Below are 25462 nucleotides of genomic sequence, written 5' to 3'. Positions count from 1 at the left end.
TTGGTTCCTTAGAGCTTGATCTCGACGTCGACACCGGCGGCCAGGTCGAGCTTCATCAACGCATCAACGGTCTGCGGCGTCGGATCGACGATGTCCAGCAGGCGCTTGTGCGTGCGAATTTCGAACTGTTCGCGCGATTTCTTGTCGATATGCGGGCTACGGTTGACGGTGAACTTCTCGATCCGGCTGGGGAGCGGGATCGGTCCGCGCACCTGCGCTCCGGTTCTCTTGGCGGTGTTGACGATTTCGCGGGTGCTCTGATCGAGAACGCGATGGTCGAACGCCTTGAGGCGGATGCGGATGTTTTGGCTTTCCATGATCAAGTCATCCGTCAAATCAGATCGGCGCCCCATCGGGGCGCCGATCGGTGAAGCAGGTTCAGTTCAAAGAGCCTCCCGCAGTAAGCTGCTCCCACCTCAGGGGGCGACTCTTACGGAAAAGGCCGAAGCCGAAGGCCAGCCTTATACAGGGCTTGTCCGCCTAAGGCAAGCGTCGCGTGGCACCCAAACCGACGAGAACGCGATGTTTTTCGAGCAAATCGAGATATGCGATGGATTGGGAAGAATGGCAACATATCTTGGCGTCAACGGCCCCTTCGGGCTAGTGTGCCGCGCATGTCTTCCCCCTCCCCCGCGCCTGCGGCCGGGTCGGCTCGCGCCCTTCCCCTCGACCCCGACCAACGTCTGGCTGCCGAAGCCCTGGCGGCATCCGTTCTTGTCCTTGCCGGTCCCGGCACCGGAAAAACCACCACCCTGGTCGGGCGCTATCGTCATCTGGTTGAAAACGGAACTCCTCCATCACGGATTTTCGTTTCGACTTTCACCGTGCGCGCCGCCACCGAACTGCATCGCCGGATTGCCGATGGCGGCGACATCCCCCGCGAGATCCTGAGACGGTTGCCGATCGGTACCCTGCACAGTCTGGCCTCGCGGCTGCTGACCCGCTTTCCCCCGCCCGGCTGTCCGCCGGTACGGATTTTCGACGATCAGGCTTGCGGTCGCCTGATCGCCCGCCACCGCCTTTATCATAGCGACGAAACGAAGCGGCCGCAGGATCTGTTCGGCGCGTTCAAGGACCGGCTGATGGACCCGGCGGCGGCGCTGGCCGAAGCGAAGGCCAAAGGCGATCCCGATTTGATTGAAGCCGCCACTCTTTATATCCGCTATCAGGAGGTTCTTTCAGCCGAAGGCGGATTCGATTTCGGCGACCTGATCGTCGCGCTGGTGCGAGGGATGGAGACCGATCCCGACTATCGTTCCCGGATCGCCGGTTTTTTCGATCACCTGCTGATCGATGAGTTCCAGGATATCAATCCGGCACAGGAGAAGATGCTGCGCCTCCTGCGCGATCAAGGCGCGCATTTATGGGCGGTCGGCGACGACGATCAGTGCCTCTACGCCTGGCGTTCGGCCGACCCGGCCTTCATCCTGGGCTTCGAGACGAAATGGCCGGACCCTGCCCTCTTCCGACTTTCGCGCAATTACCGTTCGACCGCCACCATCGTCGATGCTGCCTCGGCGCTGATCGGGAGCAACCGCCACCGTCACGCCAAAAGTCTGGCTGCCCAAAATCCTTCGCGCCTGCCGGTGACCGTCACCGGACTGGAAGACGATGAGGACGAAGCCGCCTATGTCCTGCGCGTCGTGCGCGGTCTGGCGGGCAAGGGCGTTCCCTGGCACGAGATGGCGGTGCTGTATCGCGCCGGTCACGTCGGCTCGCGGCTACAGATCGCCCTCGCCGAGGCGGGCGTTCCAGTCGTGGTCCGTGGTGCGGGCGAGTTCTGGCAACTGGCGCCGGTGCGTCTCACCGCCGCGCTGATCCGGCTGATATCGAATCCCGGCGATCTTGAGGCACGGGCCTTGCTGGGGCATGGCAAGCGGGTCGAACGGCTGTTAGAGCAAGCCCCGGACAAGATCGACGACACCGCACCCTGGCCCGCTTTGTGCCGTCAGGTCGGGCGGCTGGTATCCTCGACCGCGCGGCCGCCGGGCGAGGAGGGAGTACAGTGGCGCGACCTGTGCTACGCCGCCGCGGACCTTGCCGCCGAGACTGGCGGAGTCGAGCCGTTCGTCGCCTCGATCGAGGAACAACGGCGGTCTCTGCGCGCGGCCGAAGCGGGCGGCGATGCCGTCGTGCTGTCAACTATTCACGGCGCCAAGGGGCTGGAATGGGCGGCGGTCGTGGTCGCGGGCTGCGAGGACGAACTGATTCCCCACGAATCCGCTCCCGATATCGAGGAGGAACGACGGCTGATGTATGTCGCCGTCACACGGGCGCGGCGTTGGCTGGTACTCAGCTTCGTCGCCGAACGGCGGAAGCGAGCGTTACCCTCCCCTTTCCTGCGAGAATTGCTTTCTGGTCTGGACCCGGAACAGATCCGCTGGAACGATGACGAGACGAGGCGACGGGTCCAGGGAACGTTCCACCAGACCGCCACCAAAAGGAGCGGAACCGGCGGGGGCAAGGCCAAGCCTTCGCCGAAACTTCGTCAATCCGGCGGCGGAAAACCACGCGGCACGCGTACCGGGCGCGTTTGATTTTCCTAGTTAAACAATGCATTCTCGGGTTCGAGCGTCCGGGCGGGCCGGGTGGCGGGGATATCACAGTCAGGGCTTCAAGCGATGGGCGAGACCACGATCGGCAGCGACGATATTAAATCACGCGACCTTTCGGCCGACCGGGACGTGGCCGCTGTCCCTGCGCTGTCTCCGCCTCCGCTGGGGCTGGCTAGAATTACCGCACCGGACTCTCCCCCCGTCGGCTTGCTCCCCTCACCCCAGCGCTTGGGTATTCTGTCCCTGACTCAGGTGGCAACGACGATCTCGGTCGCCTGGCTGGGTGTCTGCGCCTATTACACCGCCAATTCGATCGGGTTTGCCAATCTGCTCGACATGCAACCGCAGGAAATCGGCGGCATCGTCGGAGCCGCCTTTGTCCCCCTCGCCTTCCTGTGGCTGGTGGTAACCTATCTCGATCGCGGCCGCGAATTGCACGACCTTACCCTGGACTTGCGCGACCAGTTCGAACGGTTGACGTCACCATCCGAAGGGATCGAACGCAGGACCGGAACAATCGCCGACACCCTGAAGCTTCAGGCGCGGCTGCTGACCGACGCTTCGGCTGAGGCCGCCCGGAGCGGCGAAGCGGTCCGCGATACCCTGACCGTCCAAATCGACGCCCTGCGCAACCTGTCGGGACGGGTCGAAGGCGAAGCCCGCAACGCCGTCGAAGCGTTGAAGGCCGAGGTTGCCCGCTTGTCCGACGCCACCGAAGCGGCGACACAGCGCGCCCGCGAGATCGAAGGGGTGTTGCGGTCGCAGACCCGCGATCTATCCGGCGCGACCGAGGGTGCGGCGCTGAAGGTCCGCGAGTTCGCCGACCTGCTGCACGACCAGATCGAGGGGATCGAGACGGTATCGGCCCGCGCCGTCACCCGCGCCGAGGAAGCGGGAAGCCAGGTCCGCCAGCAGGCCGAAGCGCTGGATCAGGTATCGCAATCGGCCGTAATCCGGGCCGAACAGGTGGTCGGCATGTTCGAGCGCCAGACCACGCAATTGGCCGACACGGTAGAAAACGCCGCCAACCGTACCGAAGGAGTCGCCACCGCGCTGGCCGAGCGGATCGACGCTCTGCGCGGTCTGTTCACTCGTCAGAACACCGATCTCGATCAGGCGGCGGAGCGACTGGCGGAACAGACCGGACGAATCTCCGCCTCGTTGCAGCAACAGGCTACCGGACTCGACCAGATCACCGAGCGGGTTTTGTCGCGGGTCAGAATCGTCGAGGAAGGGCTGGGCGTTCAGTCGCGTGAACTGGTCTCGGCCTCGGATCAGGCGATGGCCCGCTTCCGCGAGATCGAGGACGTGCTGGCCCGCCATTCCGAAGCGGTGCGAGGCGTCGCCGACAGTGCCGCGACCCAGATCGCCGGAATCGGCGAGGTGTTCGCCCAGCGCCGCAGCGAGGTCGATGCCGCTGTCGATCGCGGCATAACCCGCATCCGCGACCTGGGCGAGTCGTTCCAGGGCCAAAGCCGCGCCCTGGTCGCCGCCTCGGACCAGATGACCGCACGCGGTCGCGAGATTTCCGAGACCCTGCGCCTTCATATCGAAGATCTGGGCAAGGGAGCCGAGCGTGCGAGCGCCCAGGCCGAAGCGATCCGTCAATCGCTGCGCAAGCAGGCCGATGAACTGGCCGACGCCGCCAACGTGGTCTCAACCCAGTCAAAGCTGTCCGAAGCGTCGCTTAACCAGCAGGCTCGCCATCTGGTTGCCACCTCGGATCAGGTCATGGGGCGGATCAAGACCATCACCGACACGTTGCGTCAGAACACCAACGATCTGGTGGGGATATCGAGTCGCGTCAGCGTCGAACTGGAAGCGGTGGGTGAGAATCTGCGCCAGCGTTCCAGCGATGTCGGAGTCGCGGCCAGCCGCGCCAATGCCGACACCGTTTCCGTCGCGGAAACACTGGAAAAGCGCGCCGAACAACTGTCGCAAACCAGCGAAACGCTGGGGCAGCGCCTGCGCGTGGCGGGCGACGTCCTGCGTCGTCAGACCGAGCAGGTGGTCGCGACCGCCGATCAGGCCGAAGCCTCGGTTAGCGGCGTCGCCGAAGCCGTGCGGGTGCAGGGGCAGGCTCTGACCCGTGTCGCCGACGATTCAACCGAGGTCTTGCGCGCCTTCGGGGCCGCGGTCCAACAGAACGCCGTCGAACTGAGCGAAGCGGCCCAGCAAGTGTTCTCCCAGTCTCAAACCGCCGGGGATGCGCTCCGCGCCATCAGCCGTGATTTCGAGGAAGGTTCGAACAAGACGGCGGTCCAGGTCACCACGGCCGGGGATATGCTGCGTGCGGGCATTCGCGAACTGACCGCCGCCGCCGAGCGGATCACCGGACAGGTTCGTGCCTCCGGCGACGGGCTACGCCGCCACGCCCAGGAACTTCAGGAGACCACCGACCGCACCGGCGCCAAGCTGGAAGCGGCCTTCGAAATGGTGCGAACCAAATCGAACGATCTCGGCATCACCGGCGACCGGCTGGCCCAGCAGGCGGAAAGCTTCTCCACCGACTTCTCACGCCAGATCGAGCAATTGGTCAGCGCCTCGAAGCTGGCCGAGATCCGAACCCAACAGCTTGAGGAAAAGCGCGCTCTGGCCTCGGTCGAGAACTTCCTGCAAAGCGCCGCCTTCATCGTCGAGAAGCTGCAATCGCTCTCGGTCGATATCGCCCGCATCTTCAACGCCAATATCGATGAGAAGTCATGGCGTGACTTCCATGCGGGCGACCAAAGCATCTTCATCCGCAAGATCTTAAAGAACCTCGACCGCCATCAGATCGCCTCGATCCGTTCGCGTTTCGAGGAGGATGGCGAATTCCGTGAATACGCCACCCGCTATCTGGCCGAATTCGAGGCTCTGCTCAATCAGGCGCGCAACTCCGATCATATGGATGTACTGACCGGGACGTTCACCTCGTCCGAAGTTGGCAAATTGTATCTGGTCCTCGCCCGCGCCCTCGGTCGTTTGGAATAACCGAAAAGCTACGTTTACATTCCATTTACATTGAAGATGCCACGCGGCTGCCATCTTTTTGTTGGAAGTCTCTTGCTCCGAGCGGTACGTTTCTCTGGCCCGATTCGGGTCGGGCGAACCGACGAAAGGGAGACGCATGCACGCTGAACCGCTGCGAAAAGTGTCCGCCGTCACTGACCGCTTCTGTTCCGCCGTGACCGGCAGCACGCGATGAGCACTCCCGACATCCTGGCGTCGGTTGACGCCCTGCTTGCCGAGAAGGATGCGCTCGATTGCCGTCTCGACGAAGCTCTGCACGCCTTCGCCACATACGAGGAGCAGATGAACCATCTTTGGCACAAGGCCGATGGCGACGAACGCCTGCGCCTGATAGCCGAGCGCGCCCAAGTCGAGGAAACGCTGGGCATTGCCGCCATTGTCGAACGGCTTGACCAGATTCGCGCCCTTCTCGCCCATCTGCGTTCGGTTTAAGCGGGATCGCCCGACATCTAAGCCTCCAGCGGTAAACCTCCGGCGGCGCGAACCGCAAAATCGCCCGCAAAGCTTTGCGGCCCGGTATGGGTCAAACGGCTGTCGAGATCGAGCCAGATCTCGCCGCCCAGGTCGCGCCAACGGCGGCAGAAAGCATAATCCTCGCTGATATACGCGCCATTGACCGGATCGATCAGGCTTTCGAACAGAGCATACAGATTCGGACTGGCGACCGCCGGAGCCGGATAAGTGTGGGTCGAACGGAACCGGGTCGCGGGATAGGCCGCGAACATCCGCTCGACCGCCCCCCGCCGCACCATCTGAAAGCCGCCACCCGCATAAAGCGCCGTGGCGAAACGGCCATCCTGCCGCAACGCCTCGCCCTGGCATAACGTACCGACATAGGACAGTCCCGCCGTCTGCAACGGCTCGCCCCCTTCGACGCAACGCCGGGGCAGTTGAGACCAATCGACCGTCTTGACCGGATAGAACGCTCCACAAAAATCCTTGTCGGCGTCCAGCAGCCGCCGGACCTGATCCGGCTCGAACGAAATGTCGGCATCGACGAACAACAGATGGGTCGCCTCGGGAGCATCCATGAACGCCGCCACCAGGGTTGCCCGCGCCCGCGACACCAGCGCATCGCCCCCCAACAGCGACAGGCTGACGTCAAAGCCGAGATCCGGCCCCTCGCGCAGGAGGCGGACCACTGACAACATATAAAGCTGAGTGACCAGCCCTCCGTAACAGGGGGTAGCGATTTTGACGTGAGGCCTCATGATGGTATCCCGGCGAGGTATAGAAGGCAGCCGTATCATTGCTCGGGAGGCTCCTCGGGGCACCTTCTTTTTCCTCGACGGACGCGCCACAACCTATAGCGTCCCCAAACGCAAGGCACTTACGGTGAGAGATTTATGGAAGAACTGATCGGCCAATGGGGCTATCTCGCTATCCTGCTCGGAACCTTCTTCGAAGGCGAGACGGTGTTGGTCTTGGGCGGTTTTGCCGCGCATCAGGGAATATTGCGACTCGATCTGGTCATGGCCTGCGCCTTTGCCGGATCGTTCTGCGGAGACCAGCTCTGGTTCTGGATCGGACGACGCTTCGGTCGTCGTTGGCTAGACGCCCATCCCGGCAAAGCTCCCGCAATCGAGCGGGTGTCCCAGAGACTCGACCGTTGGGGCGTGTGGTTCGTATTGTCGTTCCGCTTTCTCTACGGCCTGCGCTCTGTTAGCCCGTTTGCGATTGGCCTGTCGTCGATTCCAGCGCTTCGCTTCGCCGGCCTGAACCTGATCGCGGCAGCGGTATGGGCAGCGGTGGGTGCCGGACTCGGCTATGTCGGCGGCAATGCGGTCGAGGCGATAATAGGCCGGTTGCAATATTGGGAACACCGCATCTTGGGAGCCATTGCTATCGCCTTGGCGCTCTATGGTCTGCATCGGCTGGTGCGGCACTATCTCCACAAACGTCAACCCAAGGACTGAAAATCACGTAAAGATAGATAGATTATGCCTTTTAGTCTAAGGTTCAGAGCTCAAACCTTGCGGAGGCACGACCTTCCGCCAGGGAGAACACTATCCTCCAGGAGGGCTCATGTCTCTGAACCGCCTTTCCCTGACGGCTCTGGCCGTTGCCGCCAGCCTGTTCGCTGGCCGTGCCATCGCTGACGATCAGACCCCGCATTGGAGCTATGAAGGCCATGGCGGCCCAGCCGAATGGGGCCAGCTTTCTCCGAATTTCGAGGCTTGCGGCGCGGGCAAGGACCAGTCGCCGGTCGATCTCCACGGCGCGCTGCCGGCCCGGCTTTCCCCGGTCAAAATCAGCTATCGGCCACAGCCCCTTACCCTCGTCAATAACGGTCATACGATCCAGGTCAATCAAGCCCCCGGCAATTTCATCACCTTCGAGGGCGAACGCTACGACTTAATTCAATACCATTTCCACACCCCAAGCGAGCATACAGTCAACGGGAAACCAGCTCCGCTGGAAGTCCATCTGGTGCATAAGGGCGTGGAATCCGGCAAGCTGGCGGTGCTGGGCGTGACGTTGGTGCCGGGCAAGGCCAACCCACTGATCCAGGCGGTTTGGGATGCGGCCCCGACCGAAGCCGGTGCGGCCAAGGACGTTCCGGCTATCCGCCTCGACCCGGCCACACTCCTTCCGGCCAAACGCGCCTATTTCCGCTACGAAGGCTCGCTGACGACGCCGCCTTGCTCGGAAGTCGTTCATTGGGTTGTGTTCAAGCAGCCGGTCACCGCCTCTCAGGCCCAGATCGATACTTTTGCCAAGTTATTCCCCAACAACGCCAGACCTGTGCAGCCAATCAACCGCCGGTTTATCCTCGAAACGCAGCCGACGAAATAGCCCTCTTCCGACCTCGGTTCCGTCGGCCCTCTTTTGTCACGGGACCGAGGTCTTCCTGGAAGACATGAGCTTTAGGCTTGCCAGGCGCAGCCGAAGCGCCGACTTTCCCGCTGGCTGATACCAGGGAAGGGAGGGCGGCGCGGCATGACGGTTTCTCGCCGGATAGCAATGATGGGTTTGGCGGCCACGATGGCGGGATGCACCTCGCCGCCGCGGCTGGCCCGTCGCCCACAGCCGGTATCCGCCGCCGCAACGCCCGGTGCACCGAGACCGGGGGACGGCTACGTCCAGCTGATACCGCCCTCACGGCGGCAACCGGCAGTTCCGACGACGGTGGACGATCCATCGCGGATCGGCCTCGACGCGATTATCGACATCAGCCATTTCAACCGGGTCGGCGATATCACCCAGGCGCGGACCGGCAGCAACATCCTGGGCGTGATCCACAAGGCCAGCGAGGGCTACGATTGGGTCGATCCGACCTATGCCCAGCGCCGCGCCGCCTGCGAAGCCGCCGGTTTGCTGTGGGGAGCCTATCATTTCGGGACGTTCGAACGTCCCGGTGCCGAACAGGCCCGGTCATTCCTCGCGGCGGCCCAGCCCTCCACCGATACCTTGCTGGCGCTCGACCTGGAACTGAACGAACGCAATCAGGCGAATTCGATGGACATCGTTCGCGCCGAGGATTTCGTCCGCACCATCCTGATGTCCACCGGACGATTGCCGGTGCTGTACGTCCATCCCGCATGGGCCGACGGCGAGGCGATGGGGGGACGCGGACGCACCCTGGGCGGCGCGATCCGCCCTGGATCGATGCTGGCCGCCTGCGACCTGTGGCTGGCCGATTACCGCGCCCAGCCGGAACTACCAACCGCCTGGATCGGTCGAGGCTGGCGGTTGTGGCAATATGCCGGAGACGGCACCGGCGGCGGGCCGTTCAAGCCACGGACCCGCCAAGTCGCCGGGATCGACAGGTGCGACCGCAACCTGTTCGCGGCGGATTCCGCGACACTGACGCGCTATTGGAGACGAGGAGGCAGACTCAGCTGACTCCCCTCTCCGCAACGACGATCAGACGATCTCGTTGAACTTCTCGGCGCGAGCTTTGCACACCGGACAGTGATCGGGCACATCACCGATTACGGTGTGACCGCACAGAGCGCAAACCGAAATCTTCGCGTCAGCCAGATCGTGTCCCGTCGAAACCGCCGCCAGCGCGTCGAGGAACAGGCCATGATGGACCTTCTCGACCGTCATAGCGTTCTTCAGCGACAGAGTGGCTGCCTTGGCTCCTTCAGCTTCGGCCGTGGCGACGAAGCCGGGATACATCTCTTCGAATTCGTGCTTCTCGCCCTCGATAGCCGCCGTCAAATTCTCGACGGTCGCATTGACACCGCCCATCGCGCGGAAATGAGCGAGAGCGTGGACGGTCTCGGCCGCCGCAACCGCCCGGAATAGCTTCGCCACGTGAGGGAAGCCGTCCTTAGCCGCTGCTTCGCCATAGGCGAGATACTTGCGATTAGCCTGACTTTCCCCGGCAAACGCTTCGGCTAGATTATCGTTCGTGGTCATCGAGTGCTCCCCTGACATGAGCCGGTTAATACTTTCGGCAGAAACAGCGGTATCCTACCCGAAAGCAACCCTGGGGAAAATGCGGATTGAAAACCGCGAGGGAAGTTGACACCTGTCGTAAACCGCCCGCATCGGCGGGCATCGCGGGGAGACGCGTCATGAATACATCCGCAGCCCTTGCTTTCGGACTCTGCCTGATCGCCGGTTCCGCCCTGGCGGACGGCTTGACTATCCCACTCAACCGAGTCGATTCCTCCGGGATCGGAACCTCGGTCGGATCGATCCAAGTCAGCGACGGCCCCGACGGGCTGGTGCTAGCCCCCAAATTGACCGGACTTCCGCCCGGCCCCCACGGCTTCCACGTCCACGAATTCCCTTCCTGTGCTCCCAAGGAGCAGGACGGTAAGAGCGTCCCAGCCCTGGCGGCAGGGGGACACTTCGACCCCGACAAAACCGGAGCCCACCGTGGCCCGTTCGAATCGGGCCATCGCGGCGATCTGCCCGCCCTTGTCGTCGCCGCCGACGGCACCGCCGGATCGCCTTTGCTGGCACCGCATCTGAAACTATCCGACCTGCGCGGTCATGCCCTGATGATCCATGCTGGCGGCGACAGTTATACCGACCAGCCCCTGCCGCTGGGCGGCGGCGGAGCGCGGTTGGCCTGCGGCGTAGTGCCGGCCGCACAATAGCGGCCAGGATTAAACGCGAACGCGAGCCAACAATTCACCAACGGCTCCGTGCAACCCGGTTGCCTCGGCGCTGACACGACCGGCCCCGCCCCGCAATGCGGCGGCGGCCTCGTCCGTCTTGTCAGCGTCGTTGCGCAGGGCAATCACATTGGCCGTTACCGTTTCGGTGCTTTGCGAGGCGGCCTGAACCGCACGAGCGATTTCGGAGGCGGCGGCCCCCTGCTGCTCGACGGCGGCGGCAATCGCCGTCGCGATATCGTTGACCGTATCGATCGTCGTCAAGATCGTGCGAATCGAGATGGCTGCGTCCCTGGCCTCGGCCTGGATCGCGGCGATCTGGCCAGAAATCTCCTCGGTGGCACGCGCGGTCTGGGTCGCAAGCTGTTTGACCTCGCCCGCGACGACGGCAAAGCCCTTGCCCGCCTCGCCTGCCCGCGCCGCCTCGATCGTCGCGTTCAAAGCCAGCAGATTGGTCTGGGCCGCGATGTCGTTGATCAGGCTGACCACGGCGTCAATCCGGTCAACCGAACCGGACAGACCGGCAACCAATTCGCTGCTGGTGCGGGCCTCGCTCACCGCTTGCCCCGACACGCCGGTCGAGCGGGTCACCTGACGGCCAATCTCGCCGATCGAGGCCGAAAGTTGCTCGGCCGACGCCGCCACCGCCCCGACCGAAACCGAGGCATCGCCAGCGGCCTGAGCCACATCGGCGGCACGACGGGCGCTTTGCTTCGCAGTGACGGCCAAAGCCTCGGCCGTGGCCTCCATCTCCCCGGCCTGGGTCGATAGCCGGTCGATCACCGTACCGACCGCCGTTTCGAGATCATCGGCGACGCCTAGAACGGCTTCACGACGGGCGGACTGAGCGGCACGAGCAGCCTGTTCGTTCTCAGCCCGCAGCCGCATCATCTCGACGAGACGATCGCGAAACAAGGCCAGAGCACGGGCAAAATGTCCGATCTCGCTGCGGTCGGTTTCGTGGCCGATGACGATGGTGTGATCTCCGGCGACGACGCGCTCCATCCCATGGGCCAACTGACGCAAGGGGCGGACAATGCTGCGGGCGACAAGCACCGCCCCCAGCGCAATCAGCAACACAACGCCACCCACCAGCCCGCCGACCACCAGCGAGCGAGCGCGGAATTCCGCCTCAACATCGTCAACATAGATGCCAGTGCCAAACACCCAGCCCCATGGCTTGAAGGTTTCGACATAGGACAGTTTGGCGGCATTGATATCTGTGCCGGGACGGCGCCCGACATACTCGACAAAGCCACCGCCAGCACGACGGGCGGCATCGAGGAAAGAGACATACATCAACTGCCCCGCCGCGTCCTTCAATCCCAACACCGACGTGCCAATCGCCTTGGCCCGGTGCGGATGCATCACCAACACGCCGTCGAGATCGTTGATCCAGAAGTAATTATCACCGGCATAACGCATTTGGCGAATCAGGTCCAAAGCCTGGGCTTGGGCCGCTTCAACGGATATTTCACCGGCACGGACCCGCGCTTCGGCTGCGGCGGCAACGCTGACGGCCAGCTCAACCACCTCACGAGTCTTGATCCGTCGCTCTTCCATCAGGTTGTCGCGGGCATTGAACAGCCCCAGAGTGGCGATAACAACCATTCCGATTACAGAGCCGATGACGATAAGCGCCAGGCGCACGCTGATGCCCATAACGTTCTCCATTCTCCGCCACTCTCGGAGCAGGCTTCGGAGTGAGCATTCAATAATCGATATATCGGTGTATTGTTAAAGTGGAGTCAAGAACGGGGACTTAGGCAGCTTCGGGCTGGAGAGGAATTATCCTGATAGTTTCTATTGGTCAGAACGTCGTCGCGAATATGAAAAACATCTAATCAATTAAGACAAATTACGTTGAATTAAATCAAAATTTATCGCGCCGAGGGGGTGACGCACCATCAAAGACGCGAGCGAATGATCGCCTGATGACCAAAAAATAGGGAGAAGCCCCCCATGACCGATGCGAACACCGATCTCGTCAGCGCCGGAAAAATAGCAAAAGAGCTGGGTATTTCAGACGCACGCGTAAAGAACGCCATCACGAAGCTCGGCCTGGACCCCACGGCGAAGCGCGGCGCGTGCAGCCTCTACGACAGGAACGCAGTCGAGCGGATCAAAGAAACCTTTCAGGGATGAACCCCCGATTCTCTTGCACTCAAAGGCGGCGCTGATTATATCCTTAGGCACTGACTGAAGGGTATAATATTTTAGCGAGAACGGCCCCAAAGCGACAAGATTCCCCCCTCTCACCTCGGATGGCCGATGGCTGGGAGTGGACGCTCGGTTATTCTTTCGGGAGACGTCAAATGCTTGATAACCTTCGGGTGTTTCACAAGATACTCGTGATCGTCGGCGTCCTCGGCCTCGCCATCGTGGCCTTATCGACGTTCTCGATCCTGTCGTTTCAAGTCCTTGACGAGGAAATGGACCTCATCGCCCAAAGCGGGCAATCCACCCTTCTTGCCGCCCGGCTGAACACCAACGTCCAGGCGATGAACGCGATCCAGGCGGTGGCCGCGATCGACACCACGCCGACGGCGCTCCAAGCCGCCGAAGAGGGGTTGCAGACAGAACGCAAACTGTTCAATCAGCGTTTGGCGAAGATCCGCGAACTTAATCCTGATGCCGACAGCCGCGTCCTCATCGACGCCATCGCCGTCAAGGAAGAGGCGTTCGCACGATCCTCCACCGCAGTCCTGGCCGCTGCACGCGCCGGGAGCGAAGAACTGGTCACGTTGAGCAGAACCAGCGCCAGCGCCGCCGCCGCCGCCCGCGAGGCGGTTCGCGTCTTTTTCAAACGGGAAGAAGACCGTCAGGCCCAAACCAACCGGGAAGCAGACGAGATGGCCCGCCTGCGTTCGATTTTGCTGGTGTCGTCTTCGGCCATTGTCCTGATCGTCGGGATCGGTTTGGGCGCGTTGATCGCTCAACGCGGCGTCTCCCGTCCGCTGCGCGCCTGCGTCGAAGAAGTCCATTCCCTGGCCAAGGGCGATCTTTCCATCTCCATTGCCGGAACCGAACGCAAGGACGAACTGGGCGAAGTCGCCACCGCCCTGCTGACCCTGCGCGATCAGTTACGGCACAACCAGGAACTGGAAGCCGCCGCCGCCCGTGAAAACGAGGCCAAAATTCGCCGCGCCATCCTGATGGGCGAGTTAGTCGCCGAATTCAACCGCACCGCCAAGGCTACACTTCAGGACGTGTCGAATGCGTCGGGGGAATTGGGCCAGACCTCGACCGCACTTGAACGCGATGCTCAGGACACCGGAACGCGGGCGACCACGGTGGCCGCCGCCGCCAACGAGGCCGCGGTCAATGTTGACACGGTTGCCGCCGCCGTCGAGGAATTATCGTCCTCGATCTCGGAAATTTCGCGGCAGGTCGGCCATTCGATCGAGTCCTCTGCCCAAGCGGTTCAGGCTGCCGATCGTGCCGCCTCTTCGGTGCGGATTCTGTCGAAGGCCGCCGCCGACATCTCGACTGTGGTCGGATTGATCACCGATATCGCGTCACAGACCAACCTGTTGGCGTTGAATGCGACGATCGAGGCCGCCCGTGCGGGCGAGGCGGGCAAGGGCTTTGCCGTCGTCGCGGGTGAGGTCAAGACACTGGCCAACCAGACCGGACGGGCCACCGAGGACATCACCCGTCAGGTCGAAGCCGTCCAGGCTCAGACCAACGATGTCGTAACCGCCCTGGACGAGGTTATCGCCAGTATTCATGGCATGGAGCATGTTGCCAGCCAGATCGCGGCTGCTGTCGAGGAACAAAACGCCGCGACCCACGAAATCGCCCGTAACATCGAGCAGGCGGCCCTCGGCACCGGCGAGGTATCGGCGAACATCAACGGGATTCAGGACGCCGCCAGCCGCAACGGCAATGGCGCGACCCAAGTTCGCCAATCGTCGGAACGCCTGACTCGGGTGGCGGAAACCCTGCGCCACGCCGTCGAGGGATTCCTGACCTCAATTCAAAGGACGTAACCGCAACCAGGGGGATCGAGCGACCAACGCCGCCGTGCATTAAGAGAAATTACACCATTCGCGTTCTTAGCTTGAAAATGTGACGGGTCCTATCCTCGCCGGAAAAATCAAGGTGCAAGGGAAGACGGCGCCATGGGGGTAAGATGCACCCAGTTCTGCTGAAACAAATGCAAACCGCATTTGGGGTCGAGACTGAAGCGGAAGCTCTGTCGGTCATGACGGCGGCCCGCGCCGTCGATCCCGTAACCCTTCCCCCGGCGGTAGCCACCCTCCTCGACGGCCTCGATTCGCTGCTCGCGAGTGCGGCTGAATCCTATCGTCATTCCGAAAGCGCCCTGATCCGGCGCGACCATGACGTCCGACACTGCACCGAGGAACTAAGTCGCGTTACCTCCAGACTTGGCGATGAATCCGCCGCCAAGCTTCGGGTTATCACCCAATTGCGCCAAAGCGCCGGAGAAATCCTCGAATCGCTGGAACAGCCCAGACTTGGTGCGGAAGATCTGGGACTGGAAGAGATCAGCGCACTGATCGCCCGTTTGGTGCGCGAACGCACGGCAGTTCAGCGCGAGTTGAAACAGCAGAAATTCGCTCTCGACCAGCACGCCATTGTCAGCATCACCGATTCCCGAGGCACGATCCTCTACGCCAACGACAAGTTCTGTGAGATCACCGGCTACTCGCCCGACGAGTTGCTCGGCCAAAATCACCGGATCGTAAAATCCGGCCTGCATTCTCCCGATTTCTATTCCGATCTGTGGCGAACGATCACCTCGGGCCAGGTGTGGCACGGAGAAGTCTGCAACAGATCGAAAAGCGGCGTGCTGTGTTGGGTAGCGGCAACGATCGTGCCGATTCTCGACGAAAGCGGCCATCCGCGCCAGTTCGTCGCCATCCGCACCGATATCACTCCGCGCAAACAGATGGAAAAGGCAATGGCGGTCGCCGTCGAACGGGCCGAGGCCGCCAGCCGTGCCAAATCGGAATTCCTGGCGACGATGAGCCACGAAATCCGCACCCCGATGAACGGCATCATTGGGATGACCAGTCTGTTGCTCGACACCGACCTGACCCTGGAACAGCAGCATTTCGCCAACACCGTGCGCGCCTCGGCCGAAGCTCTGCTCCATATAATCAACGATATCCTGGACTTCTCGAAGATGGAGGCCGGGCGGCTGGAGCTGGAACAGAGCGCATTCGAGATCCGTCCACTGATCGAAGGCGTGGTCGATATCCTGTCGCCGCGTGTTCGCGGTCGAGACATCGAACTCAGCTATCTGGTTCCGCTCGAAACACGGGGCGTATTCCGGGGGGACACCGGACGTCTTCGCCAGATTTTGCTGAACCTCGCCGGGAACGCGATCAAATTCACCGAACATGGAACCGTATCGATCCAGGCCTCGCTGAAGCAGGACGGACCAGAGCGGGCAATCCTGCATGTTTCGGTTCAGGATACCGGGATCGGCATCCCCGCCGCCGCCCGCGACCGTCTGTTCGGCATGTTCTCCCAGGCCGATGCCTCGACGGCACGCCGCTTTGGCGGCAGCGGCCTCGGGCTGGCGATCTGCAAACGTCTGCTGGTCCTGATGGGCGGGCAGATCGGTTTCGACAGCGAGGAAGGAGTGGGCAGCACCTTCTGGTTCTCTGTACCGCTCGACCGCACCGACGACACGCCATCCGAGGATCTGCCCGACAACCCGTTACGCGATGCCCGAATCCTGGTGGTTGACGACAATTTCACCAACCGCGAAATCTTTACCCACCAGTTGCGAGCCTGGGGGGCCGCGGTGACACTGGCCGATAACGCCGCCACCGGGCTGGCCGATATCCGTGCCGCGCAGGGGCGAGGCGTGCCGTTCGAGACCGTGATCCTGGATCACCAGATGCCGGGGATGACCGGGTTGGATCTGGCGGCGGTGTTGCGAGCCGACCCGACCACGTGCGGGCTGCCGATTATACTGGCGTCATCAGCCGATCTGGGATCGCTGCACGACAAAGCCGCGCAATTGTCGCTTGACCAGATTTTGATAAAGCCAATCCGACAGAGCACGCTGCTCGACAGTCTGATGACTCTGCTGGGGCGCGGTCGGAGCGGACCTCACCCGATCAATGCGACAGAAACCTCGTCGCCATCGCCGCTATTATCACTGAAAGTGCTGGTGGCCGAGGATAATGCGATCAACCAACAGGTCGCGGTCGGACTGCTGGTCAAACTGGGCCACCGTGCCGATGTCGCCGATGATGGCGGCGAGGCAATCGAGCGGGTTATGCGGGGCGATTACGATCTGGTTCTGATGGACATGCAGATGCCCGGCATCGACGGCCTGGACGCCACCCGCTCGATCCGAGCGCTGGCTCCTCCGAAATCTAATATCGTCATCATCGCGATGACCGCCAACGCAATGACCGGCGATCGCGATCTGTGTCTGACGGGAGGAATGGACGATTACATCTCGAAGCCGATTGACCGCCGACGGTTGGCTCAGTGCCTCGACCGTTGGATGGCCCGTCTGGCGGGAGAGCGCGGCAACCACCCGATCCCGGCTCAGGTCGCCCGCTCCCTTCCGGGTCAGGCCGATGAACCGCCGCTGATCGACAAAGACTCCCAGACCGATCTGGCCAAAGCTCTGGGGGCGGAATCCCTTGCCACCCTGCTCGCCTCCTTCCGCGCCGGGCTTGCGGCGAGGATACGCGACATCGATCTGGCGGTAACCTCGGGCGACCGTCAGGCGATCGTTGCCGCCAGCCATTCCCTCAAGGGGGCGGCGGCCAATCTGGGCTATGCCCGCCTCGCCGATGCCTCGGGTCGCCTGGAGCATGCCGCCCGCGACGCCGGTGACACTGGAAATTCGCTAGCGATGCTGGCCCGCGCGGCGGCAGAAACCGCCAGACACACCCCTTAAGAGTCCGAAAGGTCTCCTCATGCTGGTCCACATCGTAGACGACAACGACACCAACCTGATGCTGTTCGAACAGATTGTCCGACGCGTCGATAGCGAAGTCTCGATCGCCTGCTATCCCGATCCGCTGGCGGCGCTGGTCGATTGTGCGCGACAGATGGCCGACCTTGTCCTGGTCGATTACATGATGCCCGGAATTGACGGTCACGAATATGTCCGGCGGATGCGGGCGATACCGGGCGCACGCGACGTGCCGATCGTGATGATCACCGCCGCCGCCGACCGCTTTGTCCGCCAGACCGCGCTTGAGCTGGGGGTGACCGACTTTCTGACCAAGCCGGTCGATCCCAGCGAGATGCGGGTCCGTGTCACCAATCTGCTGGCCCTACGGCGCAGCCATCTGCGGCTACGTGACCAGAACCGCTGGCTGGCTGAGGAGGTCCGCAACGCCACGCGGGCAATGCTCGACCGCGAGGAAGAACTGATCGTCCGGTTAGCCAAGGCCGCCGAATTCCGCGACCCGGAAACCGGCAGCCACATTCTCCGCATGGCGCATTATTCCCGGTTGATCGCCTGCGGGCTGGGTCTGGCCGATGATTTATGCGAGCTGATCTTCAAAGCCGCGCCAATGCACGATGTCGGAAAGCTGGGGACGCCAGACCATATCTTGCTGAAGCCGGGTCGTCTCGACGACAACGAGACAGAGGTGATGAGGCACCATCCGATCATCGGTCATGCCATTCTGTCCGGCAGTTCGTCGCATCTGATTCAACTGGGGGCCGAGATCGCCATTACTCATCACGAGAAATTCGATGGAACCGGCTATCCCTATGGAATCGCAGGCGAGACGATTCCGATCTCGGGCCGGATCGTCGCCGTCGCCGATGTCTTCGACGCTCTGACCAGCCGCCGTCCCTATAAAAAAGCGTGGGAGATGGAACGGGCCAAGGCGTTTCTGATCGAAAATTCCGGTCATCATTTCGACCCGCACTGCGTCGAGGCGTTCCTGGCGGCCTGGAACGAGGTGCTCGACATCCAGACGCGTTTCGCCGATCCGGTCGAGTTGACCTCCGTCGCGGGATGATCGCGTCAGCGCGGCTGATCTCGAATCCCATACCGAGCCAGAATCAGGTCCAACTCGCCGGACGCACGCAGAGATCGGACGCCGGAATCGAACATGCGGGCAAGATCGGTACCCCGCCCGTCGCGGCGGGAAAAGGCAATGTACAAAGCACCGCTCTCGATCCGACCGGCCAACCGGATATAGCGGGCCTCGGGCAAGCTCTTCAGCCGATATTTCAAGACCGCTTCATCCTCGATCAGCGTATCGATGCGCCCCGCCAACAGCTTGCGCAGGTTGCGTTCCAGCGCGGCCTGCCCCCCCAGCGCCTGAATCTGGTCTCTATGTTCGGCCAACCAAGGATCGAGCGCGGGCGAATAGCTATAGCCCTGAACCACGCCGATGGTCCGCTCCTCCAACGAGGCGAGATCGGTAAACGTCCAGGACTCGTCGGCACGCACCGCAAACGCATAGAAATTACGGCCAAATCCCTCCTGTGGCAGGTCCAACGCCTCGGCCCGGCTGGCCAAAGTCCCCATAACCCCGTCGATGCGGCCTTCACGGGCATCGGCTATCGCCCGGCTCCAGGACATCGCGCGATAGATCACGGTGACGCCCGACACGGCAAAGGCCCGACGGGCGACCTCGACCATATAGCCGGGATGGGACAAATCCGCCGGGCAGATGTGAGGGCACCAGGGATCGGCAGCCAACACGACCGTCGGAGAAACGGCCGCGGCCTGGAACGGTAAAGTCACCAGGATCAGGACGGCGAGCAACAAACCCTTCATGGCGGTTCCTCCGGGTCCGAGACGGTGGCATTCTATCCTAAATAAACCGCGATATTCGCCAGGCGTGACATATGACGACATCACCGTCTCCCGATCCGCCAGACAAAGCCGAAATGCGCCTTCTTCCTTTGGGAAGCACAGCGTTGCTTGCCGTCCTTGGCGGGTCGTTCCTGGCCATCACAATCATCGGCCTGATCGGGCTGTGGGAGATGCGGGAAGCCGGATTGTCAGCCCTGGCGACCGAGATGAACCGAACCGCTCTTTTCACCGCACGGTCGCTGTCACGACCGATCTACGATTACGATTACGAGCTGGTAACGACCCAACTCGACGCGCTGCGCTCGGACCCCGAGATCGTCGCCGTCTTCGTCAACGATGTCGAAGGGGTTCAGATCGGTTTCATCGGGAACGACCGTCCGATTGATTCCTCCCTTCTGATCGACCTGCCGGTGATTCACTCGTCCAACGAAGGGCCGGTAAAAGTCGGGCGCCTGAGGATCTATTACTCGCGTGACGCACTCGATTCCGCCGTTCGTCAGGCGACGATGGAAGGAGCGTCGGCGCTGATCGGCGCGTTTCTGTTCCTGGCCAGCTTCATCATCATTACCTTCCGCAGTCTGACCTACCCGATCTGCAACATCAGTTCGGTGATGCTGCGACTGGCGCGGGGCGAGGACGTCGCCGAGATCCCAGCCCTGTACCGCAAGGACGAGATCGGCGATATCGCCCGCTCGCTTGACGTGTTCCGTTGCCATGCCCGCAAACTCCTCCGCCTCCAGGAGGAAAAAGCCGCCGAACAGATCGTCCGCGAAGGCGAGCAGCACCTGCGCCTGATCATTGAATCGATGCCGGTCATGATCGTTTTGTTGTCGCGGGCGAATGGAACGGTGATCTATGCCAACCCCCTGATGCGCGATGCGGTACTGGGCGACGGCACCGATCCCCAAGGCATCCCTGCCACCGCCTTTCTCGACGCCGCTTCCTGGACCGAAGTCGAGGCCGCCGCGCTGGACCATTCAACCGACCGCGAGATTCTGTTCCGCCGCCACGACGGCTCAACCTTCTGGGGAATGGTGTCGGGCCGCACGCTGGAGATCGGCGGGGACGAGGCGCTGCTCCTCGGCATCAACGATGTCACCGATCTGCGCCGCACCCGCGACGCCCTGATCGCCGCCAAGGAAGAGGCGGAATCGGCGACCCGGATCAAATCGGAATTCCTGGCGACAATGAGCCACGAAATCCGCACCCCGATGAACGGTATCGTCGGGATGACCGACCTTCTGCTCGACACGCCACTGACCGAGGATCAGCGGAGGATGGCCGACACCATCCACGCCTCGGCGGAATCGCTGCTGACCATCATCAACGATATCCTGGATTATTCGAAAATCGAAGCCGGCCATTTCGACATCGACGAACAGCCGTTTTGCCTGCGCACCTTGATTGAAGGCGGCATCGATATCGTCAGCCCGCGCTTGAAAGGAAAATCCGTCGATCTGCTGTTCTCGATCGCGCCCGAGGCCGACGCCACCTTTATCGGTGACGAGGTTCGTATCCGCCAGATCATGCTGAACCTACTCGGCAATGCCGTCAAATTCACGGAATTCGGCACGGTTCGGTTGAGTGCCGATTATGTCGATGGATTTTTGACGATTACGATCGAAGATACCGGCATCGGCATTCCGGCGGCGGCGCAGGAACGGCTGTTCGACAAATTCATTCAGGCGGATTCCTCGACCTCGCGCCGGTTCGGCGGCACTGGCTTAGGACTGGCGATCTCGCTCAAGCTGGCGAAAGTGATGGGCGGCAAGATCAACTTCTCCAGCGCCGAAGGCCAGGGCAGCACCTTCCTCATCCGCCTTCCCCTCGTTCGCTCGTCTCCCCCCCGCCCGCTCGAACGGCCTTTGGCTGGCCTGTCGCTGCTGCTCGTCGAAAACGGAATTCAGGCCGCCACCCTCCTGACCGCCGACCTAACAGCGCTGGGCGCGGACGTCATACAGGCAGCCTCGGCTCCCGAGGCATTGGCAACAGCGCGGGCCGCCCAAAGTGGCGGAACCCCGTTCGACGCATTGGTTGTCGATCACGACATGCCGTTCGTCACCGGGACCGATCTTTTGGTGATGCTGAAAGCCGAACCGTTCTTCGCCGCCACGCGCTGCGTACTGACGGTCAATGACGCATCGGCCCGAGCGATTGCGGAAACATTGGAAAATGTGGTGGTAACGACCAAGCCGATCCACGCCCTGCGTCTGGCCCGCGACCTGACAGCGACCTCCGCCCCCGAAGAACCCCAACCGTCGGCATCGGAACGCCCCGCGACCGGCCCGTCGCTGCATATCTTGCTGGTCGAAGACAACCGGATCAATCAAGAGGTCGCGCGGGGGTTCCTCTCGTCTCTGGGGCACGACGTCGAAATCGCCTCGAACGCCGTCGAAGGCGTTGCGATGGTGGTGCGCAACACTTTCGATCTGGTCCTGATGGACGTGCAATTGCCCGACATGGATGGGTATCGGGCCACCCAGCTGATTCGATCGCTCGACGGCCCGCAAGCACGGGTGCCGGTGATCGCGATGACCGCCAACGCCATGGAAGGCGACCGCGACCGCTGTCTGGCCGCCGGTATGGACGATTACCTGTCCAAGCCAATCCGCCGGCCGATCCTGGCCGCCACCCTGGCGCGCTGGGGCGGTGGCGGATCGGAGGCGAGATAAGCGCGCCCTATTTCTTCGCCCCAAACGATCCCACGACGCTCATCGGGACATCGGAAAAGTTCGGCGCGGTGGAGTTGTTCATCTGATAGGTTCCCGCGATTTCCTTGGCGCTGGGACCGTTGAAGCCACCACTGAAACTACCGTGAATATCGGTCGGGGATTGCATATGGGTAACCGTCCCGGTCGCAACACCGTTGCCGAACATGTTGCCGCCGATGACACCGTTGCTCAGAGCGATATTGCCCATCGTGACGTCCGGCATCGTCGTCGAGAGGCTGCGGAGGCTCCCTCCGATCGAACCGGCGGAGAAATTGGCGGTCAGTGTGGCGGTCCCGGTAAACGTCGCCGACGATTCTTGGCCATGTCCGATGGTGAGATAGCCGACAGTACCACCGGAATAAGTCGCCGATCCCGAATTCGGCATCTGTGCTCGGGGCGTGGGGATACCCGTTCCAAGCGCGACAAGGTGGCGCGTCTCATCGTTGCTCCACGTTTCGACGAAATACCCATAGGTCGAATAGAGCAATCCATCAACGTGATGATAATCGTAAAAAACGGTTCCACCACTACCGGAATAGACATCGATTTTAGTGAGTGCATCCTGGGTCAGGGTATTAAGCCGCACAGGACTCGATCCAACACTTCTGAGGGTGACACCAGCCTTGGTATATGTGAGGGACTTATTGAAACCATCATATTCGATCTCAGCATAGTCATGCTGGGCGCTGGGACTCTGGCACGTCATATCGCAGGTTTCTTCAAGCCCCCGAATGTTGATGTCGGGTCTGACCGTCAACGCCGTTCCGATCGAATCGGCCAGAGTCGGAACATAAGCCAACGAGATGGTGACGAATGCACCGTTGCTGGCCTCGTTGCGCTTGTCGGCCGCGCCCTGGAACGTTGTGCCAGTGGTAACGACGTTGACAAATCGCCCCCCAACCGCACCCGACTCCCCGCTCACCGCTGAAGCAGAAACCCCCGCTCCCGCAGCAGGCGGCGGGCTGGACGATTGCGGCGGCGCGGCGGCCGCTCGATTCAATGACTGCAATTGAGCTGGCGTCAACGGAGCCGGTGGAAGCGGCGGCTGGCCGAAAAACATCTGGCTGGCGAAGCCGGTTCGGGAGATATCGACCGATCCGCCGGGGGTGGTCACGACGATGGCCCCATGGCGAGCCGAGCTGTCGGTCTCGCCACCCGGCCCCAACAGGGCGACCAAGGTCTCCGTCGGGCTGACGACACCGCCGACGATGGTGCCGCGAATCCCAATGTTCCCCATCGGCACCCGGATGTTGACGTTATCCGGCCGAGCCTGGGCGACCTGACCGCTGATGAAGCGGAATGTGCCCTGCTCGACACCGAACTCGATCTTTCCATCTCCGTTGGCCGGGTTAAAGGCGATGTCGTCAATCGTCATCCGGGCATTCTCGCCCAATGTAACGATGGTCTGATCGAGCAACATCACCTGGAGCCCGCCGCCGGGACCAGTGACAATCAGGTCACCCTGATAGATCGGATCGCCGCTGCCGATCTGGCGCCCAACCGGCCGACGCTCGGCATCGAAACCTGCGGCGGCAAGTTGCACCGACCCATGCAGCCCGCCCGCCGTGCCGACAGGAATACCATCGGCAGCCAGGGCCGGGCCGGACAGGGCCAGCGCCGAAGCCAGCGCCGCCGAGACACCGTAAGAGGCTTGGCGCATGGTCAGAACTCCCACCGTCTGGACACCAGCGCCTGGGTCCGGAGATTGGCATAAGTATAGTTGGGCAGGTTCGACAACGAACGGTAATACTCGCCGGTGACCGACAGAATCACTTCGCGCAACTGATCCGGCGCATCAAGCCCAACCGTTTCGGCGACCGTTCCCACCGGAACACCATAGGTCAGGTCGAAACGCCCGTCACTGTCGCGCCGGATCTGGGAACTGAAGGTCGGATTGCTCTTATCATAGAGCGCGACCCCCAATTCGGCGACAGCCGAGATGAATTGCCCTTTGCCCAGCAACCATGTGTCGCCCAACCGGCCGGCCCAGCGGTCGTTCGACATATAACCGGCGGCGGCATTCCGGCGTGCGAAGCCCGCCGACAACGACACGTTGTGCGCCTCGTCGGGATGCCAAACGCCACCAAACCAGGACGTCAGGACAACGCCGCTGCTGTCGGTAGCGACCTGATCGGACGAGATATTATGGAAAACCTGACGATCGAGCCGCAGGGTGGTGAATGCCTCCCAGGCCGGGGCCAGCCGATAGGTGAACCGTCCGTCGAGTCCGTAATCGCTGAGATAGTAATCGTCGTTCATCGCCATGCTGTTCCAGAACGCGCCGAACTGGGCTCCGATCGGCCCATCGACATAACGCACCCCGGTTGTCGCCCCACCGGCAACGGTATCATAGGTCTTGAGAGTCGATTGACGGTCGCCCAGCAAATTCAGCGCGCCAAACAGCGACAGACGCGGATCGGTGCCGAGGTCGTAGTCGAATTCATAGGACGCCACTCCGACCCGTCCCCAATCCGCCCGCTTCTCGGCGCTGCCCTCCAGGGTAAAAGGCAGATTGTTGATCAGGATTTCCCCTGAACTGGGCGAGGAATTGCGGTTGGAATCGAAATGGCTGCCCAGGGCGATCGTAACGGCCTGACGCAACCGCTTGGTCCGCTGCTCGATCTGAGCCAACACCTGATCGCGCTCGGCCCGCTGGGCCGGGGTCAACTGGGCGGGATCGATCGACTCCAACTCGCTTTTGGCTGTCGTGGTATCGTCGAGACGGAACAGCACCAGACCGTGCACCAGCCGCGCTTCGGTTGCGGCGGGGTAACGCATCAGAATTCGTTCCAGCGTCGCCGACGCCCCCAGAAGATCGCCACGCATGATCTGGGTTCGCGCCCAAGCGGCATTCAGTCCGGGATCGTCGGGATTGCGCCGGACCTGTTCCCAGGTGACTTCGGGACCACCGGTCAATCCCCGCTCCATCGCGGCACGTGACGCTGCATCGGTTTCGCGCACGCCCTCGGACAGGCGGCGCTGGTCGTCCAAAGCGCGTTCAGAACTGGCAGGCTGCGCCCATGCGGAAGATGATACCAGGGCCATCACGGCCACCGGCACGGCCAACATCACACTACGTGCTCTCACCTTGACTCTCCCCGTCCGTGATGGGCACCGAAAGAACGATTCGCCAGCCACCGCGTAAATCAAAGCGGACCGCCCCCTGCTCCGCTTCTCCGCGCGCCAGAACATGCCCTTAGTCTAGACACGACAATGGTCTATTTTGATAACGCTTAGGATCTATAACCGCATCCGTATCGTTGGAAAAGCAAAACAGCATGCGTTGCGGGAAATCGGCCTCGTCCGGGATAGCAACGACCACCCTTT

General features: G+C 62.2%; 19 protein-coding genes. 12 read left to right on the top strand and 7 right to left on the bottom strand.

The genetic code is table 11. From position 1 onward, the window contains the following. Nucleotides 1-8: 8 nt before the first annotated feature. Nucleotides 9-317, bottom strand: coding sequence for a 30S ribosomal protein S10 (rpsJ, locus tag PHAMO_RS00805; RefSeq protein ID WP_002725423.1), 309 nt, complete (start codon nt 315-317; stop codon nt 9-11). 297 nt (nt 318-614) lie between these two features. Here rpsJ and PHAMO_RS00800 point away from each other — a divergent pair, with 297 nt between their 5' ends. The 3 genes from PHAMO_RS00800 to PHAMO_RS00790 all read left to right on the top strand — a co-directional run bounded on the left by PHAMO_RS00800 (nt 615) and on the right by PHAMO_RS00790 (nt 5999). After that, nucleotides 615-2537, top strand: a complete 1923-nt coding sequence (locus tag PHAMO_RS00800) for an ATP-dependent helicase (RefSeq protein ID WP_002725420.1) — start codon at nt 615-617, stop codon at nt 2535-2537. A gap of 84 nt (nt 2538-2621) precedes the next feature. After that, nucleotides 2622-5528 (top strand): coiled-coil domain-containing protein, encoded by a 2907-nt coding sequence (locus tag PHAMO_RS00795; protein WP_002725418.1) that lies wholly within the window; start codon nt 2622-2624, stop codon nt 5526-5528. Between the two features lie 210 nt (nt 5529-5738). Further along, on the top strand, nt 5739-5999 hold the full coding sequence (locus PHAMO_RS00790; RefSeq protein ID WP_002725416.1) for a hypothetical protein: 261 nt from the start codon (nt 5739-5741) through the stop codon (nt 5997-5999). A gap of 17 nt (nt 6000-6016) precedes the next feature. Here PHAMO_RS00790 and PHAMO_RS00785 read toward each other — a convergent pair whose 3' ends face one another. Then, nucleotides 6017-6778, bottom strand: coding sequence for a hypothetical protein (locus tag PHAMO_RS00785; protein ID WP_002725414.1), 762 nt, complete (start codon nt 6776-6778; stop codon nt 6017-6019). A 135-nt stretch (nt 6779-6913) separates the two neighbouring features. Between PHAMO_RS00785 and PHAMO_RS00780 the strand changes: the two genes are divergently transcribed. The 3 genes from PHAMO_RS00780 (at nt 6914) to PHAMO_RS18230 (ending at nt 9413) form a co-directional block, all read left to right on the top strand. Beyond that, the gene (locus tag PHAMO_RS00780; RefSeq protein ID WP_002725411.1) at nt 6914-7483 is read left to right on the top strand and encodes a DedA family protein; all 570 of its coding nucleotides are present in this window, start codon (nt 6914-6916) and stop codon (nt 7481-7483) included. 109 nt (nt 7484-7592) lie between these two features. Further along, complete coding sequence (locus PHAMO_RS00775) at nt 7593-8363, top strand: carbonic anhydrase (RefSeq protein ID WP_002725409.1); 771 nt, start codon at nt 7593-7595, stop codon at nt 8361-8363. Between the two features lie 144 nt (nt 8364-8507). Continuing rightward, nucleotides 8508-9413: a glycoside hydrolase family 25 protein gene (locus PHAMO_RS18230; protein ID WP_002725407.1), complete on the top strand. Its 906-nt coding sequence runs from the start codon at nt 8508-8510 to the stop codon at nt 9411-9413. A 21-nt stretch (nt 9414-9434) separates the two neighbouring features. Here the strand turns inward: PHAMO_RS18230 and PHAMO_RS00765 are convergent, their stop codons facing one another. Continuing rightward, on the bottom strand, nt 9435-9935 hold the full coding sequence (locus PHAMO_RS00765) for a rubrerythrin family protein (protein WP_002725405.1): 501 nt from the start codon (nt 9933-9935) through the stop codon (nt 9435-9437). Nucleotides 9936-10093: 158 nt separating this feature from the next. On the opposite strand from PHAMO_RS00765, the gene sodC reads away from it, so the two are divergent. Further along, nucleotides 10094-10624 carry a superoxide dismutase family protein gene (gene sodC / locus PHAMO_RS00760; protein ID WP_002725403.1) on the top strand — a complete coding sequence of 177 codons (531 nt, stop codon included), beginning with the start codon at nt 10094-10096 and terminating at the stop codon, nt 10622-10624. Nucleotides 10625-10633: 9 nt separating this feature from the next. On the opposite strand, the gene PHAMO_RS00755 is transcribed toward sodC, so the two are convergent. Next, nucleotides 10634-12304 carry a methyl-accepting chemotaxis protein gene (locus tag PHAMO_RS00755; RefSeq protein WP_002725401.1) on the bottom strand — a complete coding sequence of 557 codons (1671 nt, stop codon included), beginning with the start codon at nt 12302-12304 and terminating at the stop codon, nt 10634-10636. A gap of 300 nt (nt 12305-12604) precedes the next feature. Between PHAMO_RS00755 and PHAMO_RS00750 the strand changes: the two genes are divergently transcribed. The 4 genes from PHAMO_RS00750 (at nt 12605) to PHAMO_RS00735 (ending at nt 18618) form a co-directional block, all read left to right on the top strand. Further along, the gene (locus PHAMO_RS00750) at nt 12605-12787 is read left to right on the top strand and encodes a hypothetical protein (protein ID WP_040565997.1); all 183 of its coding nucleotides are present in this window, start codon (nt 12605-12607) and stop codon (nt 12785-12787) included. Between the two features lie 170 nt (nt 12788-12957). Beyond that, nucleotides 12958-14634 carry a methyl-accepting chemotaxis protein gene (locus PHAMO_RS00745; protein WP_002725399.1) on the top strand — a complete coding sequence of 559 codons (1677 nt, stop codon included), beginning with the start codon at nt 12958-12960 and terminating at the stop codon, nt 14632-14634. Between the two features lie 143 nt (nt 14635-14777). Beyond that, entirely contained in the window at nt 14778-17537 is a 2760-nt protein-coding gene (locus PHAMO_RS00740) for a hybrid sensor histidine kinase/response regulator (protein ID WP_002725398.1), read from the top strand. A gap of 19 nt (nt 17538-17556) precedes the next feature. Continuing rightward, entirely contained in the window at nt 17557-18618 is a 1062-nt protein-coding gene (locus PHAMO_RS00735; protein WP_002725397.1) for an HD domain-containing phosphohydrolase, read from the top strand. A 5-nt stretch (nt 18619-18623) separates the two neighbouring features. Here PHAMO_RS00735 and PHAMO_RS00730 read toward each other — a convergent pair whose 3' ends face one another. Beyond that, on the bottom strand, nt 18624-19385 hold the full coding sequence (locus PHAMO_RS00730) for a substrate-binding periplasmic protein (RefSeq protein ID WP_002725396.1): 762 nt from the start codon (nt 19383-19385) through the stop codon (nt 18624-18626). A gap of 71 nt (nt 19386-19456) precedes the next feature. On the opposite strand from PHAMO_RS00730, the gene PHAMO_RS18225 reads away from it, so the two are divergent. After that, nucleotides 19457-22096, top strand: coding sequence for a hybrid sensor histidine kinase/response regulator (locus PHAMO_RS18225; protein WP_051002336.1), 2640 nt, complete (start codon nt 19457-19459; stop codon nt 22094-22096). Between the two features lie 7 nt (nt 22097-22103). On the opposite strand, the gene PHAMO_RS00720 is transcribed toward PHAMO_RS18225, so the two are convergent. Together PHAMO_RS00720 and PHAMO_RS00715 are read right to left on the bottom strand one after the other, a co-directional pair. After that, complete coding sequence (locus tag PHAMO_RS00720; protein ID WP_002725394.1) at nt 22104-23795, bottom strand: transferrin-binding protein-like solute binding protein; 1692 nt, start codon at nt 23793-23795, stop codon at nt 22104-22106. Nucleotides 23796-23797: 2 nt separating this feature from the next. Next, complete coding sequence (locus PHAMO_RS00715) at nt 23798-25222, bottom strand: tetratricopeptide repeat protein (RefSeq protein WP_002725393.1); 1425 nt, start codon at nt 25220-25222, stop codon at nt 23798-23800. Between the last annotated feature and the right edge of the window lie 240 nt (nt 25223-25462).

It is taken from the genome of Magnetospirillum molischianum DSM 120, from assembly GCF_000294655.1.
Classification (GTDB): Bacteria; Pseudomonadota; Alphaproteobacteria; order Rhodospirillales; family Magnetospirillaceae; genus Phaeospirillum; species Phaeospirillum molischianum.
The sequence above is the reverse complement of the archived record's forward strand: the minus strand, read 5'-3'. Positions and strand labels throughout refer to the sequence as shown.